General features: G+C 61.1%; 14 protein-coding genes. 6 read left to right on the top strand and 8 right to left on the bottom strand.

All coding sequences use genetic code 11. The annotated features are described in order from the left end of the window. Positions 1–72: 72 nt before the first annotated feature. The 4 genes from HNQ72_RS15190 to HNQ72_RS15175 form a co-directional block, all read right to left on the bottom strand. Entirely contained in the window at positions 73–1,590 is a 1,518-nt protein-coding gene (locus HNQ72_RS15190; protein ID WP_183992994.1) for a tripartite tricarboxylate transporter permease, read from the bottom strand. A gap of 21 nt (positions 1,591–1,611) precedes the next feature. Further along, positions 1,612–2,103, bottom strand: coding sequence for a tripartite tricarboxylate transporter TctB family protein (locus HNQ72_RS15185; protein WP_183992993.1), 492 nt, complete (start codon positions 2,101–2,103; stop codon positions 1,612–1,614). Next, positions 2,100–3,044 carry a Bug family tripartite tricarboxylate transporter substrate binding protein gene (locus HNQ72_RS15180; RefSeq protein WP_183992992.1) on the bottom strand — a complete coding sequence of 315 codons (945 nt, stop codon included), beginning with the start codon at positions 3,042–3,044 and terminating at the stop codon, positions 2,100–2,102. The genes HNQ72_RS15185 and HNQ72_RS15180 overlap by 4 nt, the downstream gene beginning before the upstream one ends. A gap of 229 nt (positions 3,045–3,273) precedes the next feature. Further along, positions 3,274–4,275 carry an ABC transporter substrate-binding protein gene (locus HNQ72_RS15175; RefSeq protein ID WP_373289437.1) on the bottom strand — a complete coding sequence of 334 codons (1,002 nt, stop codon included), beginning with the start codon at positions 4,273–4,275 and terminating at the stop codon, positions 3,274–3,276. A gap of 249 nt (positions 4,276–4,524) precedes the next feature. Between HNQ72_RS15175 and HNQ72_RS15170 the strand changes: the two genes are divergently transcribed. The 3 genes from HNQ72_RS15170 (at position 4,525) to HNQ72_RS15160 (ending at position 7,169) form a co-directional block, all read left to right on the top strand. After that, positions 4,525–5,031, top strand: a complete 507-nt coding sequence (locus HNQ72_RS15170) for a DUF1993 domain-containing protein (RefSeq protein WP_183992991.1) — start codon at positions 4,525–4,527, stop codon at positions 5,029–5,031. Positions 5,032–5,103: 72 nt separating this feature from the next. Further along, a complete protein-coding gene (locus tag HNQ72_RS15165; protein ID WP_183992990.1) occupies positions 5,104–5,781 on the top strand; it encodes a response regulator in 678 nt (225 codons plus the stop codon). Further along, positions 5,778–7,169 carry a sensor histidine kinase gene (locus HNQ72_RS15160; RefSeq protein ID WP_183992989.1) on the top strand — a complete coding sequence of 464 codons (1,392 nt, stop codon included), beginning with the start codon at positions 5,778–5,780 and terminating at the stop codon, positions 7,167–7,169. The genes HNQ72_RS15165 and HNQ72_RS15160 overlap by 4 nt, the downstream gene beginning before the upstream one ends. Here HNQ72_RS15160 and nagA read toward each other — a convergent pair whose 3' ends face one another. The 4 genes from nagA to HNQ72_RS15140 are packed head-to-tail and all read right to left on the bottom strand — an operon-like array spanning position 7,170 to position 11,013. Beyond that, positions 7,170–8,327: an N-acetylglucosamine-6-phosphate deacetylase gene (nagA, locus tag HNQ72_RS15155; RefSeq protein ID WP_183992988.1), complete on the bottom strand. Its 1,158-nt coding sequence runs from the start codon at positions 8,325–8,327 to the stop codon at positions 7,170–7,172. Continuing rightward, on the bottom strand, positions 8,324–9,346 hold the full coding sequence (locus HNQ72_RS15150; RefSeq protein ID WP_183992987.1) for an SIS domain-containing protein: 1,023 nt from the start codon (positions 9,344–9,346) through the stop codon (positions 8,324–8,326). The genes nagA and HNQ72_RS15150 overlap by 4 nt, the downstream gene beginning before the upstream one ends. 18 nt (positions 9,347–9,364) lie before the next feature. Next, positions 9,365–10,129: a GntR family transcriptional regulator gene (locus tag HNQ72_RS15145; protein ID WP_183992986.1), complete on the bottom strand. Its 765-nt coding sequence runs from the start codon at positions 10,127–10,129 to the stop codon at positions 9,365–9,367. Continuing rightward, positions 10,126–11,013, bottom strand: a complete 888-nt coding sequence (locus HNQ72_RS15140) for a glucosamine kinase nucleotide-binding domain-containing protein (RefSeq protein ID WP_183992985.1) — start codon at positions 11,011–11,013, stop codon at positions 10,126–10,128. The genes HNQ72_RS15145 and HNQ72_RS15140 overlap by 4 nt, the downstream gene beginning before the upstream one ends. Before the next feature lie 206 nt (positions 11,014–11,219). Between HNQ72_RS15140 and HNQ72_RS15135 the strand changes: the two genes are divergently transcribed. From HNQ72_RS15135 to HNQ72_RS15125, 3 genes are all read left to right on the top strand, one after another. Beyond that, entirely contained in the window at positions 11,220–12,134 is a 915-nt protein-coding gene (locus HNQ72_RS15135) for an N-acetylmuramic acid 6-phosphate etherase (RefSeq protein ID WP_183992984.1), read from the top strand. A gap of 26 nt (positions 12,135–12,160) precedes the next feature. Continuing rightward, positions 12,161–13,417: an ABC transporter substrate-binding protein gene (locus HNQ72_RS15130; RefSeq protein ID WP_183992983.1), complete on the top strand. Its 1,257-nt coding sequence runs from the start codon at positions 12,161–12,163 to the stop codon at positions 13,415–13,417. A 233-nt stretch (positions 13,418–13,650) separates the two neighbouring features. Then, positions 13,651–14,598, top strand: coding sequence for a carbohydrate ABC transporter permease (locus HNQ72_RS15125; protein ID WP_183992982.1), 948 nt, complete (start codon positions 13,651–13,653; stop codon positions 14,596–14,598). The last annotated feature ends 10 nt before the right edge of the window (positions 14,599–14,608 follow it).

Below are 14,608 nucleotides of genomic sequence, written 5' to 3'. Positions count from 1 at the left end.
TTTGAGGCAGCCATAAAAAAGCCCGGCACCTCTTGTCGAAGTGCCGGGCTTTTTCGTCCTGGGAGGACTTGTTCAGTCTTCGCTGGCAGCCATCTGGGTCAGCACGTCGCCGCGTCCACGCATGCGCAGCACCAGCGGCAGGATCAGCGCCACGGCGGCGATGAACAGCAGCACGGCGGCGATCGGCGAGGTGAACAGCACGGTGAAATCACCCTGGCTGATCGACAATGCGCGACGCAGCTGCTGTTCCGCCAGCGGGCCGAGGATCAGGCCGACGATGACCGGTGCGATCGGATAATCGAACACGCGCATGACGTAAGCGATCAGGCCGAAGACCAGCAGCATGCCGAGTTCGAACACCGACGGATTGGCGCCGATCGTGCCGAGCGTCGCAAACACCAGAATACCGGCGTAGAGCCACGGCTTCGGGATGGTCAGCAGCTTCACCCACAGGCCGACCAGCGGCAGGTTCAGAACCAGCAACATCAGGTTGGCAATCAGAAGCGAGGCGATCAGGCCCCAGACGAGCTGCGGATTGGTCGCGAAAAGAAGCGGACCGGGCTGCAGACCGTATTGCTGGAAACCGGCAAGCATGATCGCGGCCGTTGCAGACGTCGGCAGGCCGAGCGTCAGAAGCGGCACGAGCGTACCGGCAGCAGACGCATTGTTGGCGGCTTCCGGTCCGGCGACGCCTTCGATGGCGCCATTGCCGAATTCTTCCGGATGCTTGGACAGCTTCTTTTCCGTTGCATAGGACAGGAACGTGCCGATTTCAGCACCACCGGCCGGCATGGCGCCGATCGGGAAGCCGATCACGGTACCGCGCAGCCAGGCCTTCCACGAACGTGCCCAGTCCTTTGCGGTCATCCAGACTGAACCCTTGATCGCTTCCACCTTATCGGGCGCCTGCGCGCCCTGGGCTGCGATGAACAGCGTCTCGCCGATGGCGAACATCGCGACCGCCATGGTCGTGACCTCGATCCCGTCGAGCAGGTCAGGCACGCCGAAGGATAGGCGGTTCTGACCGGTCAGCTGGTCGATGCCGACGAGCGACAGGGCAAGACCGATGAACAGCGAGGTGAGGCCGCGCAAGGTCGAATTGCCGAAGGCGGACGATACGGTGACGAAGGCGAGAACCATGAGCGCGAAATATTCGCGAGGGCCGAACACCAGCGCCAGCTTGACGATGTAGGGGGCGATAAAGGCAAGCGCGAGCGTCGCGATCAGGCCGGCGACGAAGGAGCCGATCGCGGCTGTCGCCAGCGCCGGTCCGCCACGGCCTGCACGGGCCATCTTGTTGCCTTCGAGCGCGGTGACGATCGAGGCGCTTTCGCCAGGCGTGTTGAGCAGGATCGACGTCGTCGAGCCGCCATACATGCCGCCGTAATAGATGCCGGCGAACATGATCAGCGAGCCGGTGGCGTCGAGCTGGTAGGTGACGGGCAGAAGAAGCGCGACGGTGGTCGCAGGCCCGATGCCCGGCAAGACGCCGACCATGGTGCCGAGCGTCACGCCGATCAGCGCATAGAGCAGGTTCATCGGCTCTGCTGCCGATGCCAGGCCCTGGAGGAGGAATTCGAATGTGCTCATGGGTCTACTCTCCGGCTCCGGTTACTGGAGCAGGTTTTCAAGCGGGCCGGCGGGAAGCGAGAGCTGCAATACGCCCGCAAACAGCCACCAGATGGCAAGACAGATGACGATGCCGATCGGAATGCTGATATGCAGCTTGCGTGCGCCGAAACCACGGGCAGCAAGACCGAACAGCAGGCCGGTGGCGATGGAGAAGCCGGCGAAACGGATCAGGATCATCTGGGCGAGAAGACCGCCGACGACCCAGAGGACCGGGCTGACTTCCTGGTGTTCTCGCTCGGGAAAATCGTGACGGAAGGCCGCAAAGACCGTCCAGATGGCAAGGCCGATCAATCCGAAGCCGATCCAATAGGGAACCGACGCCGGTCCGACCGGCGAATAACCCGTCGTGCTCGTCAGACGGGAAACATCGACGAAGATGACGGCGGCAACGATGGCGAGAACGGCTGCGATGACAAGCGCCGCCCAATCAGGGCGGCGCTCGCTCGAGCTCTTGTTGGTGTCAGAACTCATTTAACCAGTCCGATTTCTTTCAGGATCGTCTCCGTGGAGGCGATGTCCTTGGCAAGCTGTTCGTCGAAGGCAGCGCCCGACAGATAGGTATCCATCCAACCCTTGGTCTTCAGGTTTTCCTGCCACTTGCCGGACTTGGCGAGCTTTTCGATATCCGTGGCGATCGCCTTCTTCTGCTCTTCCGTGATGCCCGGAGCAGCAGCGACCATGCGCCAGTTCTGCAGCACGACGTCCAGACCGCTTTCCTTCAGCGTCGGAGCGTCGATGCCGTCGATCTTTTCAGCGGAAGAGATCGCGAGAAGGCGCAGCGAACCGGCCTTGATCTGGCTTTCGAACTCGCCATAGGACGAGATGCCTGCGGTCACCTGGCTGCCGAGAATTGCGGCCAGTGCTTCGCCGCCGCCGGAAAACGCGATGTAGTTGATCTTGGTCGGATCGACGCCTGCCGCCTTTGCGATCAGGCCTGCACCGATATGGTCGGTACCGCCGGCCGAACCGCCGCCCCAGGAAACCGAGCCCGGATCAGCCTTCAGTTTGGCAACCAGATCGCCGATCGACTTGATGTCGGATGAGGAGGGAACCACGATAACTTCGTATTCGCCGGTGAGGCGTGCGATCGGGGTGACGTCCTTCAGCGTGACGGGCGACTTGTTGGTGAGGATCGCACCGACCATGACGTAACCGCCGACGAGAAGCGCGTTCGGGTTGCCCTTCTGCTGGCTGGCGAACTGCGCGATGCCGATCGTGCCGCCGGCGCCCGGTACGTTCATGACCTGGACGCGGTTGGAGATCTTCTCCTGCTGCAGGACGTTCTGCATCGTGCGCGCTGTCTGGTCCCAGCCGCCGCCCGGTGCCGCCGGTGCCATGATCGAATAATCGGCCGCAGCCGCCGGAAGGGCGATTGCACCCGCGAGGAAGGAAGCGAGCAAGAAATGTTTCAAGGTATGTCCTCCGTTGTCGTCCCGCGGGACGAAGTGTTTTTTACGCAACGAGAGGGTATGTTGAGCGAAGCGATGGACGCCCGCCGGTTCTCCTCCCGTTATCGACGGCTCCACCTCCATGGAACCCGAATGCGCTCAAGCGATCACAAGAACCTGACATTTACCTGACATCGCTTGATGGCTGTCATTCTTGCAGCAAGCGCAATGAAGGCGCCAGCTTTTTCAAGTCTCACTGATGTCGCAGTTCCTCATTCCATTTCGAGATCAGCCGTGCCCTTTTCACCTGGTCCAGATAGACCATAAGTCCGAGGCTGACAGGCACGGGCTTCAATTGCCCGCCAAGCATTTCGCGCATCGTCGTGGCCGTGTTGTTGCCGGCGACCTCCGGGCTGACAGCCGGGATCTGCAGCTCGCGCGCCATGATCGTCTGGCCCTCTTTCGACATGAAGAATTCCAGGTAACGTTTGCCGAGATCGGAATGGGCGGCAGCCTGCGGCACTAGCCCGATACGCGACATGACGACGGTATAATCCTTCGGCAACACGATCCCGACATTCGGGCTGCGTGAAGCCCAGTCGGCTGCATAGGATCCGACGATATTGTAGCCGAGCAGGAAACGCCCGTCCGCGACACGCTCGAGGATCGCGCCGCTGGTGGAATAGAGCTTTACCCCGGCGGCACCCATGGCACGCACGACGGACCAGATGTCGCCGAACTGCTCCTGGTCGCGCGACATGAACAGGAAGCCGACCCCGGAACGCTCGATGTCATAGGTGCCGATCCGGCCATGGATCGAATCGCCGTGTTTCTGCAGGAACTCGATGAACTCGGCGCGGGTGGAAGGCGGCGCCTCGTGCTGAAAGCTCGGTTTGTTGTAGACAAAGACGGCAGGCTCGAAGGTGAGTGCATAGACGGTGTTGCGCCAGTTCGCCCAGTCGGGCCAGCGGTCGCTCATCGGCAGGTCGCTTGCCTGGGCATAACCGTCATTGGCGAGCTTCACCTGCAGGTCCATGGCTGACGAAAAGGCAAAATCGGCCGTCTTTTTGCCTGCATCCGTCTCACGTACGATCCGGTCGTAGATCTCGCCGGTCAGCATATCCTCGTAGGAGACCGCGACGTCCGGATTAGCCGCCTGGAAACCGTCGATCATCGGCTTGGCCAGCGGTTCGTCGAGCGAGGAGTAAACGGTCAGGACTGGCGCATCTTTTTTGCCCGAGAGAGCCGGAAACATCAGCACTTGCGCCGTCGCAGAACCGGGCAGCGCGCCGGAACAGAGCCCGGCAAGACAGAGACAGAGGATAAGGGATCGCATCATCATTTGAGAATGCCCGACCCTACGGCTTGCGGCAAGCCGCCGCAGCGGATGGACCTTCCGGCAGCGGTCGATGGAGTTTCTTGCGGCCTGTCTTGTTTCGCGATTTTGGCGGACTATCTGAGGGCGGCTTTCCTGTTTTATTCCCCTCAACGAGGTCAGAACCCCATGTCGCTTTCGCTTTATGACGTTTCCGTACCCGCCTTCCTGCGCGGCTTTGCCAACCTTACCGAAATCCTGAAAAAGGGGGAGGCATTTGCCGATGAAAAGGGTATCGCTCACAAGGAGCTTCTCGAAGCCCGGCTGATCGAAGACATGCTGCCGCTGACCGGCCAGATCCAGCGCGCAAGCGACAGCGCTAAATTCGTGCCGGTTCGCATCGGCGGCGTCGAAAACGTCGCCATGGCCGATGAGGAAGTAACCTTCGCCGATCTCCATGCCCGTATCGAAAAGACCGTCGCCTTCCTCAAGGAGGTCGTTCCGGCCAGCATGGCGGATCGCGAGAATATCGAAGTCGTGCTGAAGAACCGCTCGGGCGAAATGACTTTCAGCGGCAAGGACTATGTGCTCGGCTTCGCGCTGCCGAATTTCTATTTCCACGCCACCACGGCCTACGCCATCCTGCGCCATAAGGGCGTGCCGGTCGGCAAGATGGATTATCTCGGCCGTCCCTGACTATAAGCGTAGCGCCATCGTGACATCTCTCTGCTTCACCGCATATAATCCGGGGTGAAGCGGGGGGATTTCGTGCGCATACTTCTGGTCGAGGATAATCTGGCGCTGGCCGAAGGTCTGCAGGCCATCCTGCGTAGTAGCGGTTATGTCGTAGATTTCGTCGCTGATGGTGCCTCTGCGGAAGCCGCTGCCGCCGCTCAGGCCTATGATCTGGTGATCCTCGATCTGAATCTGCCAGAAATGGATGGTCTCGACGTATTGCGCGCCATGCGCGCCCGGCAGAATCGTGCCGCCGTTATGATCCTGACGGCGCGAGGCTTGCCGGAAGAGCGGGTACGCGGGCTCGATCTCGGCGCCGACGACTACATGATCAAGCCTTTCGATGTGCCGGAATTCGAAGCGCGTATCCGCGTTCTGCTGCGTCGTCAGGCAGGCCTGCGCAGTTCGGTCATCAGCCATGGCGGTGTTACCTTCGATCTGACATCCCGCACCTTTTCCTGCAGTGGCACGCCGCTCGACATTCCGGCGCGCGAGATCGCGCTTCTCGAACTGCTGTTCCTCAGAATGGGAAAAGTCGTCTCCAAGGAAGCGATCGTCGCCTCCCTCACCGGTTTCGACGACGACCTGTCGGCCAATGCCATCGAACAATATGTAAGCCGGCTAAGGAAGAGGCTCGTGCCGCACGGCCTGACCGTGAAAACCGCTCGCGGCATTGGCTATTATCTCGAAGCCGCGAGCGCCGCGCCATGACGGCTGCTGCCTTGAGCGCCTATTCCCTGCGTCGCCGCCTGCTTGCCTGGCTGCTGGTTTCCACGGCTGCGATCGGCGCGATCGCCATGATTGATACATGGGACGAGGCAATCGATACCGCAAACGAGGTTTCCGACCGTGTGCTTGCCGGTTCGGCGCTTGCCATCGCCGAGCGAGTGATCGTCTCGGAAGATGGTTCGCTGGAAGTTGATATTCCCTATGTCGCGCTGGAAATGCTGACATCCGCCGCGCAGGACAGGGTCTTTTATCGGGTCGACGGGCCGCCCGGCACTTTTGTCACCGGGTACCAGAACCTGCCGTCGATCCAGCGACGCGAGGGACAGGCGGCGGCTTTCGGTGATGCCGTCTTTCGTGGCGAGCCGATCCGGGTGGCGGCACTGGCGCGCTCGGCCTCTACCGGCATCAATTCGGTTCCCTTCACCGTCACTGTGGCCGAAACCACCATTGCCCGCCAGCAACTGACCCATGCGATCCTGCTGCGCTCGGCCTTGCGTATTCTTTTCATGATTCTTGGTGCAGCGGCGATCGTCTGGGTCGCCGTCACGCTGTCACTCCGGCCGCTCTATCGCTTCAGCGAAGCACTCTCCGAGCGCAGCCCCGATGACTTGCATCCGATAACCGAACGCGTTCCGAACGAGGTGCAAGGCCTGGTCGATACCGTCAATTCCTTCATGGTCCGGCTCGAAGGCGCGCTCGATGCGCTTCGCCATTTCACCGGCAATGCCGGCCACCAGCTGCGCACTCCGCTTGCCATTGTCCGCACCCAGCTGACGCTTGCCAGACGTTCGGGCAATCTCGGTGAAGTCCAGCAGGCGGCGGAAAAGGCGGATGAAGCCGTAGGCGACGCCGAGCGTATCCTTGCCCAGCTTCTCCTCATGGCCCGCATCGACGCTGCCAGCCGTTCGACCGCCATGCGCCAGCTCGATCTGGTCGATCTGACCCGCACCGTAACTGCCGAGCATGTGCCGCGCGCCGCCGAAGCAGGCATCGATCTCGGTTTCGAAGGAGAGGGGGAGGTGATGGCGGTCGTCGAACCCATCCTGATCGGTGAGCTGGTGAAAAATCTGGTTTCCAACGCGTTGCTCTATGCCGGGGCGGGTGCCGAGGTGACGGTGCGTGTTGGGACGCAGCAGGGCGCGACCTTTGTCGAGGTCGAGGATAACGGACCGGGCATTCCGCCCGAACGCCGCGAAACCGTGCTGAGGCGCTTCGAGCGGGGCGATACAAGCGGCCAGGGGCGGCCGGGAACCGGGCTTGGCCTTCCGATCGTGGACGAAATCGCCCGGCTGCACGGCGCAAGCCTCGGCCTCGAAGATGGCTCAGAAGGCAGAGGCCTCAAGGTACGCGTTACTTTTCTGATGATCTGATCAAGCCTGATAGACGCTGACGCCGCCAATCCATGTGCTTTGCGTGTGAAGGCTGGCATCCAGCACCACGAAATCGGCATCGAACCCGGGCTTGAGCGATCCCTTTTTATCCGCAATCTGCACGGCATCCGCCGGATAGAGCGAGGTCATTCGCAGTGCTTCTTCGAGCGGAAGTTCGAGCGTCTCGTGAACCAGCCGCACACAGGCAGCCATGTCGATATCGGCGCCGGCAAGCGTGCCGTCCGCAAGCGTCAGGCGGCCGTCATGGCGCAGGATTTCCCGGCCGTTGAGGGTAAACGATGTCATGTCGGTACCGATCGGCGACATGGCGTCGGTGACGAGAAAGATCTTTCCCGGCCCGTTCTTGGCGCGCAGGGCGGCCGTCATCGCTGCCGGATGCACATGGATACCGTCTGCGATCAGACCGGCATGCAGGTTTCTCGTGTCGAGCGCCGCGCCGACCATGCCCGGCTCGCGGTGACCAAGCGGGCTCATGGCGTTGAACAGATGGGTAACGGTCCGGGCGCCTGCCGTGGCATAGAGCCGGGCCGTATCGTAGCTGGCTTCCGTGTGGCCGAGGCTGACGGTGATGCCGGCGCGTGCAAGCGTGTTGACCTGTTCGGGAGACACGCTTTCCGGCGCGATCGTCACCATCAGCGCGTCGAGCGCCTCGCCGCAGGAAAGGATCAGGTCGAGATCCTCATCTTCCATCGGCCGGATCAGCGCCGGATCATGTGCGCCCTTGCGGGCAAGCGAAAGATGCGGACCTTCCAGATGCAGGCCGAGGAAACCGGCAATGCCCTGTTTCTTCGCCTCGATCCCGGCCGCGACCGTGCGGCTGGTGATCTCGAACGTGTCGGTAATCAGCGTCGGCAAAAGCGCCGTCGTGCCGAATTTGGCATGCGCTGCGCAGATCGTTGCGATGCCTTGGACGGTTGGCTCCTCGTTGAGAAGCACGCCACCGCCGCCGTTGACCTGCAGGTCGATGAAGCCCGGTGCGATGATCTCGCCACCCTCGATCGTTTCCATCTCCGCAGAGAGCAGATCGACCGGAAGAATGCCCGTAATCTTTCCGCCTTCGAAAACGACGGCGGCATCTTCATGCCAGTCCGAGCCATCGAAGATACGCTTGCCGATGAGAGCCTTTTGCTGGGTCATAGCGTTTCCGTGACCTTCTTCAAAGCTGCAGGCTGGTCGGGGTTGAAGCCTTTCGAGCGGGACCACGCCTCGACGAAACCATAGAACGGTACGATCAGCGCCAGCGCATCGGTCAGCGGATGGCCGGTCGCGATGAAAGGCAGCTTACTGGCGGCTTTCACTTCGCCGGATGTGGCGAAGGCCAGAGCCCGCTTGCCGGCAAGGCTGTCGATGATTTCGACGATCGAAGCCTCGGCCGCATCACGCGCGGCAAAGGCCAATACCGGGAATTTGTCTTCCACCAAGGCCACTGGCCCATGCAGCACCTCTGCCGCGGAATAGGCCTCTGCATGCATGTTGGAGGTTTCCTTGAACTTCAGCGCCGCCTCGCTTGCGATCGCCAGCGCCGGGCCGCGGCCGAGCATGTAGAGCGATTCCGCGTCACCCAGCTGACCGGCAAATTCGCTCCAGTCGAGCGTGACGGCTTTTGCCAGATGGTCCGGCAGGGCGCGAACCGCAGCCTTGAGCGCATCGTCGCCCGTCCATTCCGACAGGAGCGCAAGTCCGGCAACGATCGAATTGACGAAGGATTTTGTCGCCGCGACAGCAAGTTCGGGCCCGGCATTGATATCGACCGCATGCAGCGAAGCCTGCGTGATCGGTGAGGGAAGCGTGTTGGTGAGCGCCACCGTTACTGCACCGCTCCTGGTTGCCGCTTCAGCCATGGCGACGATATCCGGGCTTTTGCCGGACTGCGAGATGGCGATTGCCGCGCCGCCGCCAAGCTTGAGGTCGGCGCCATAGATCGAAGCAAGCGATGGTCCGAGCGAAGCGACCGGCCGGCCAGCGGTCAGTTCGATCGCGTATTTGATGAAGGTTGCGGCGTGATCGGAAGAGCCGCGTGCGATTGTCACGAGAAATGCCGGATCCTTCTCGCGAAGTGCCTTACCCGCCTTGGCAAGGTCGGCAGCCGATCGGTCGAGCAGCCGAGCCGCCGCTTCCGGTATCTCGTTGATCTCCTGGCGCATATGGGTCAGCATCTTGCAATCCTCGAATTGTCAGTTTTCTCCGAGCGAAAGCTCGGCCACGAAATCATAGGCGTCGCCGCGATAAAGCGAGCGCGTCAGCTCCACCACTCGGCCGGATGCCAGATAGGAAACCCGCTCGATCGAAAGGCCGGCGGCGTCGATCGGCACTTCCAGTAACCCGGCATCGGTCTTTTTCATGTTGGTGGCGGAAATCCGCTGGATGGCGCGCACCGGCCGCGCATCCTTTTTCTCCAGCTCGGCATAAAGCGAACCGGTGAGCGAGGTCGGATCGGGCAGGAATTCGGCGGAAATGCTGGCTCGCTCTATTGCCAGCGGCATGTCGTTGCCGAAACGCAGGCGGCCGATCCGCGCCACCATCGTGCCGGGGGCGAGGCCCAGCATCATCATCTCTTCCGGCGACGGATGGAACAGCCCACGTTCCAGCCATTCGGAACGGGAGATGAGGCCGCGCCGCGCCATGTCCTCCGTAAACGAGGTAAGCTTGGTGAGCGGCTGTTCCACGCGCGACAGCGGCTTGACGACGAACGTGCCGGACCCGTGCTTGCGCGTAAGCAACCCGTCCTTGACCAGATCGTCGACCGCCTTGCGCACCGTGACACGGCTGACATTGGCATAATCGGCAAGATCCCGTTCGGCCGGCAGCGCATCGCCGTGACCGAGCTTGCCTGAAAGAATGGCCTCTTCGAGGCTCTGGCGCAGTTTCAGGTAAAGCGGTCCGGAACCTGCAGATTGCAGGCCGTCGAGCGGCAGGATGGCGGTCAGCGTATCGCTCATGCGCGCATCTCCGCCTTGCCCGCATAAGCCTTCACGGCCAGTTCGACAGCACCCGTCAGCGCATCGGCGCGAGGCTCGGAAAGACGTATCCGGTGCCGTTCGGAGAGATAGGGCGGATAAAGCGGCGCCAGACCGCCGAGCAGGCAGAGTTTGCCCTTGGCTCCGGTAACCGCGCTGACTGCATCGAGCGCTTCGTCGACGCCGTTTGCGCCTGCCTTCAGAATGCGCAGCGCGGTTTCATCGTTCCGGCCCGCGAATTCAAACACCTTCGGCGTGTAGCGGCCGAAATCACCCGGCTTTGCCAACCGTGCGAAATCGACGATCAGTTCGGGATTGCCATCGAATTCTTGAAGGATGGCCTCAGTCAGAGCGCTCATCGGCCGGATCTTGTCGAAAGCGAGCAGCGATTCCTGCAGCGCCAGCTGGCCGAGCCTTGCGCCGCTGCCGAGATCGCTGACCTGAAAACCCCATCCGGCTATGGATTTGAACTGGCCTTGGTCGCGAATGATGTAGACGGTTCCGGTTCCGACGATGCCGATCGCACCATCCTCGTCGCCGATCGCACCCTGCAGCGCGATAACGCCATCGGAAACGATCTGCGAAGCTTTGAAGGGCAGCCGTGCCGTCACATAACCGACGGCATCACCGACATTGTTGCCGGCAAGCCCGAGAATGGCCGATGCCGAACCGAGATCCGCTGTCAGCCCCGCATCCTCGAAGGCAAGCCTTGCCGCCTCGGTAATATGCCTGAGTGCGGTATCAGGATCGGTCAGGATATTGGACGCACCGCTCTTGCCGCGGCCGAGCATGGTGCCGGCCTGATCGGCCAGCGCCGCCCGGCAACTCGTTCCGCCGCCATCTATCCCGAGAATGTAACCCGTCATTGGTACCTCCGATGCGGATGATACCAAAAAAATACCATTTACCAAGGGAGAAATGAACGGATCAAGAATTTCAAGCGTAACAGGCCGATTTTCCTAATGTTTTAGCGCTCAATCGGATTGATGCAGCCTTGCGTGGTAACGTTTATTAATTTCTCGCTGGACAATTGGTATTTTTTTGGCATCATTTTAGTCAGAGGGAGAAACGGATGAGCCAAAAAGCCACCGAAGCCAGGCACGGGAAAGCGGAAGGCCTCGATACGCGAGCGCCGGAGGATGTTCTCGCGCTTCTGGCATCCGGCCAGCAGGAAGCGGCACGCGCGGTTGACGCGGCCATCCCGGCTTTGGCCGACGCTGCTGAGCTCGTGGCCGATGCTCTTCGTTCGGGGGCAAAGCTCGTTTATGCCGCTGCAGGCAGTTCGGGCTTGATGGCCATGGCCGATGCGCTAGAGCTTCCGGGAACCTACGGCATTCCCCGCGAGCAGATCGTGCTTTTGCTGGCCGGCGGCCTGTCGAGCCATGGCGAAATGCCGGGCGCTCCGGAAGACGATGTGGCTTTGGCTGAAACGGATGCTGCGGTTATCGGGCAGGGCGATTGCGTGCTCGCCGTTTCCGCCAGCGGCTCCACCCCTTATGTCGTAAAGATTGCCGAAATCGCCCGCAGCCGCGGCGCAAAGGTCGTGGCGATCGCCAACAATCCCGGTGCCCGCCTGTTCGACGGCGCGGATGTTTCCGTATTGCTTGAGACGCCGCCGGAAGTGGTGGCTGGCTCCACGCGGATGGGTGCCGGCACGGCCCAGAAGCTTGCTTTCAACATGTTGTCCACGCTTGCCGCCGTCAGGCTTGGCCATGTGCATGACGGCCATATGGTCAATCTGCGCGCCGATAACGAGAAACTGCGCATCCGCGCCGCCGGCATGGTGGCCGAGATTGCCGGCATCGGTTTCGACGAGGCCAGGGAATGGTTTGGCCAGGCGGATGGATCGGTCAAGATTGCCGTGTTGCTGGCCGCAGGCGCCGCCGATGCGGATACGGCAAGAGAATTACTAGATCGTTCCGGACAAGTGTTGAGGAAAGCACTGACGGAACTGACCATGACGGAAAATACCGTGAAATGCGCTTGAGGGCGCTAACAAACAGGGAGAACATCATGACCCGTCTACTGAAAGGCATGCTTTTAGCCACGACCATGTTTGCTCCGGCAGGCGCGGTTCTGGCGCAGGATGCATCGCTGACCATCGAAAGCTGGCGCAACGACGACCTGTCTATCTGGCAGGAAAAGCTGATCCCGGCCTTCGAAGCCAAGAACCCTGGCATCAAGGTGACCTTCGCACCGATGGCGCCGACCGAATACAATTCCGCCGTCAACGCCAAGCTGGAAGCAGGCACCGCCGGTGATCTCATCACCTGCCGCCCGTTCGACCTGTCGCTCGCCATGTTCCAGAAGGGCCAGCTCGCACCGCTGAACGATCTCGACGGCATCAAGAACTTCTCCGACACGGCCAAGTCCGCCTGGACCACGGACGATGGCAAGACGACCTTCTGCGTGCCGATGGCATCGGTCATCCACGGCTTCATCTATAACAAGAAGGCGTTTGAAGAGCTGAAGGTCGAAGTGCCGAAGACCGAGGACGAGTTCTTCGCGCTGCTCGACAAGATCAAGGCGGACGGCACCTATATCCCGATGGCCATGGGCACCAAGGACCAGTGGGAAGCCGCCACGATGGGCTATTACAATATCGGCCCGAACGACTGGAAGGGCGAGGAAGGCCGCAAGGCGTTGATCGCCGGCACCCAGAAGCTGACTGATGCCGACTGGGTCGAGCCTTACAAGACGCTCGCCAAGTGGAAGCCCTATCTCGGCGACGGTTTCGAAGCGCAGACCTATCCGGACAGCCAGAACCTGTTCACACTTGGTCGCGCCGCCATCTATCCGGCCGGTTCCTGGGAAATCGCGCCGTTCAAGGCGCAGGCCGATTTCGAAATGGGCGCCTTCCCGCCGCCGGTGAAGAAGGCAGGCGATACCTGCTACATTTCCGACCATAACGACATCGGCATCGGTCTGAACGCCAAGGGCAAGAACCCGGAAGCGGCCAAGAAATTCCTCGCCTGGGTCGCCTCGCCGGAATTCGCCACGCTTTACGCCAACTCGCTGCCGGGCTTCTTCAGTCTCAACTCGACGGCGGTGAAGATGGAGGATCCGCTGGCACAGGAATTCGTCTCCTGGCGGCAGAACTGCAAGCCGACCATCCGCCCGAGTGCGGCGATCGTCGGCCGCGGCCAGCCGAACCTCGACCTGGAAATGTGGCGCGTGTCTGCGAATGTCATCAACGGCACGCAGACCCCGGAACAGGCCGCCGAAGAGACCCAGAAGGGCCTCGATAGCTGGTACAAGCCGGCGAAGTGAGCTGCCGCTCCCTGTAAGTGGGAGCGTCATACATAAAAAAGCCCCCTCTGGCCTGCCGGCCATCTCCCCCACAAGGGAGGAGAAGACCTGCTGCACCCACCTCGGTTCAATTGAATCTCGGCGGGTCGGCCGGGTTAAGCCCTCCCCCTTGTGGGGAGGGTGGGGAGGGGTCTTTATTTCCTCAAGGTTCAGCACGGTAAGAGCTGCCTAGCCTCAAGAGCAAGATGAGACTGATGAGCGAAGCCGACAATCCATCCGATCTGGCCCCGATCAAGCGTCCCTTCCGCTGGCACATTCTCGTGTTCCTCGCGCCCGCATTCCTCGTCTATACGGCAATCATGATCCTGCCGCTGATCGAGACGCTGCGCCTGTCGCTCTATAATCTGGTCGACGGCCAGACCGTGTTTGTCGGCCTTACCAATTTCATCACACTGTTTTCCGATCCGCGACTTTCTGCCAGCTTCTGGAATGCGCTCGGCAACAACCTGATCTTCTTCGTCATCCATATGCTGGTGCAGAATCCGGTCGGCATCGCGCTTGCGGCCATGCTGTCGGTGTCCAAGCTCAGGTTCGCCACCTTCTACCGCACCGCCATCTTCGTGCCGACGCTGCTCTCCTTCGTCATCGTCGGTTTCATCTGGAAACTGATCCTTTCGCCGATCTGGGGCATTGCGCCCGGCATGATGGATTGGGTCGGGCTAAAATGGGCCTTTGCCCCTTGGCTTGGCAAATCGGAAAGCGCCCTGATCACCGTGTCGCTGATCTCCGTCTGGCAATATGTCGGCATCCCGATGATGCTGATCTATGCGGCGCTCCTGAACATTCCCGACGAGGTGCTGGAAGCCGCCGAATGCGACGGCATTACCGGCTGGAGCCAGTTCTGGAAGATCAAGCTGCCGCTGATTCTGCCCTCGATCGGCATCATCTCGATCCTTACCTTCGTCGGCAATTTCAACGCCTTCGACCTGATCTACACGGTGCAGGGCGCGCTTGCGGGACCTGACGGCTCGACCGATATTCTGGGTACGCTTCTTTACCGCACCTTCTTCGGTTTCCAGAACCAGATGGGGGATCGCTCCATGGGTGCGACGATCGCGACCGTGATGTTCCTGATCATCCTTGCCGGCGTTTCGCTTTATCTCTTCGTCATCCAGCGGCGCATGCGTCGCTACCAGTTCTGAGGAGGACGAT

This window comes from Aliirhizobium wenxiniae, assembly GCF_014201355.1.
GTDB classification, from domain to species: Bacteria; Pseudomonadota; Alphaproteobacteria; order Rhizobiales; family Rhizobiaceae; genus Neorhizobium; species Neorhizobium wenxiniae.
Note: the sequence above shows the minus strand (reverse complement) of the source record. Positions and strands in the feature narration are given on the sequence as shown.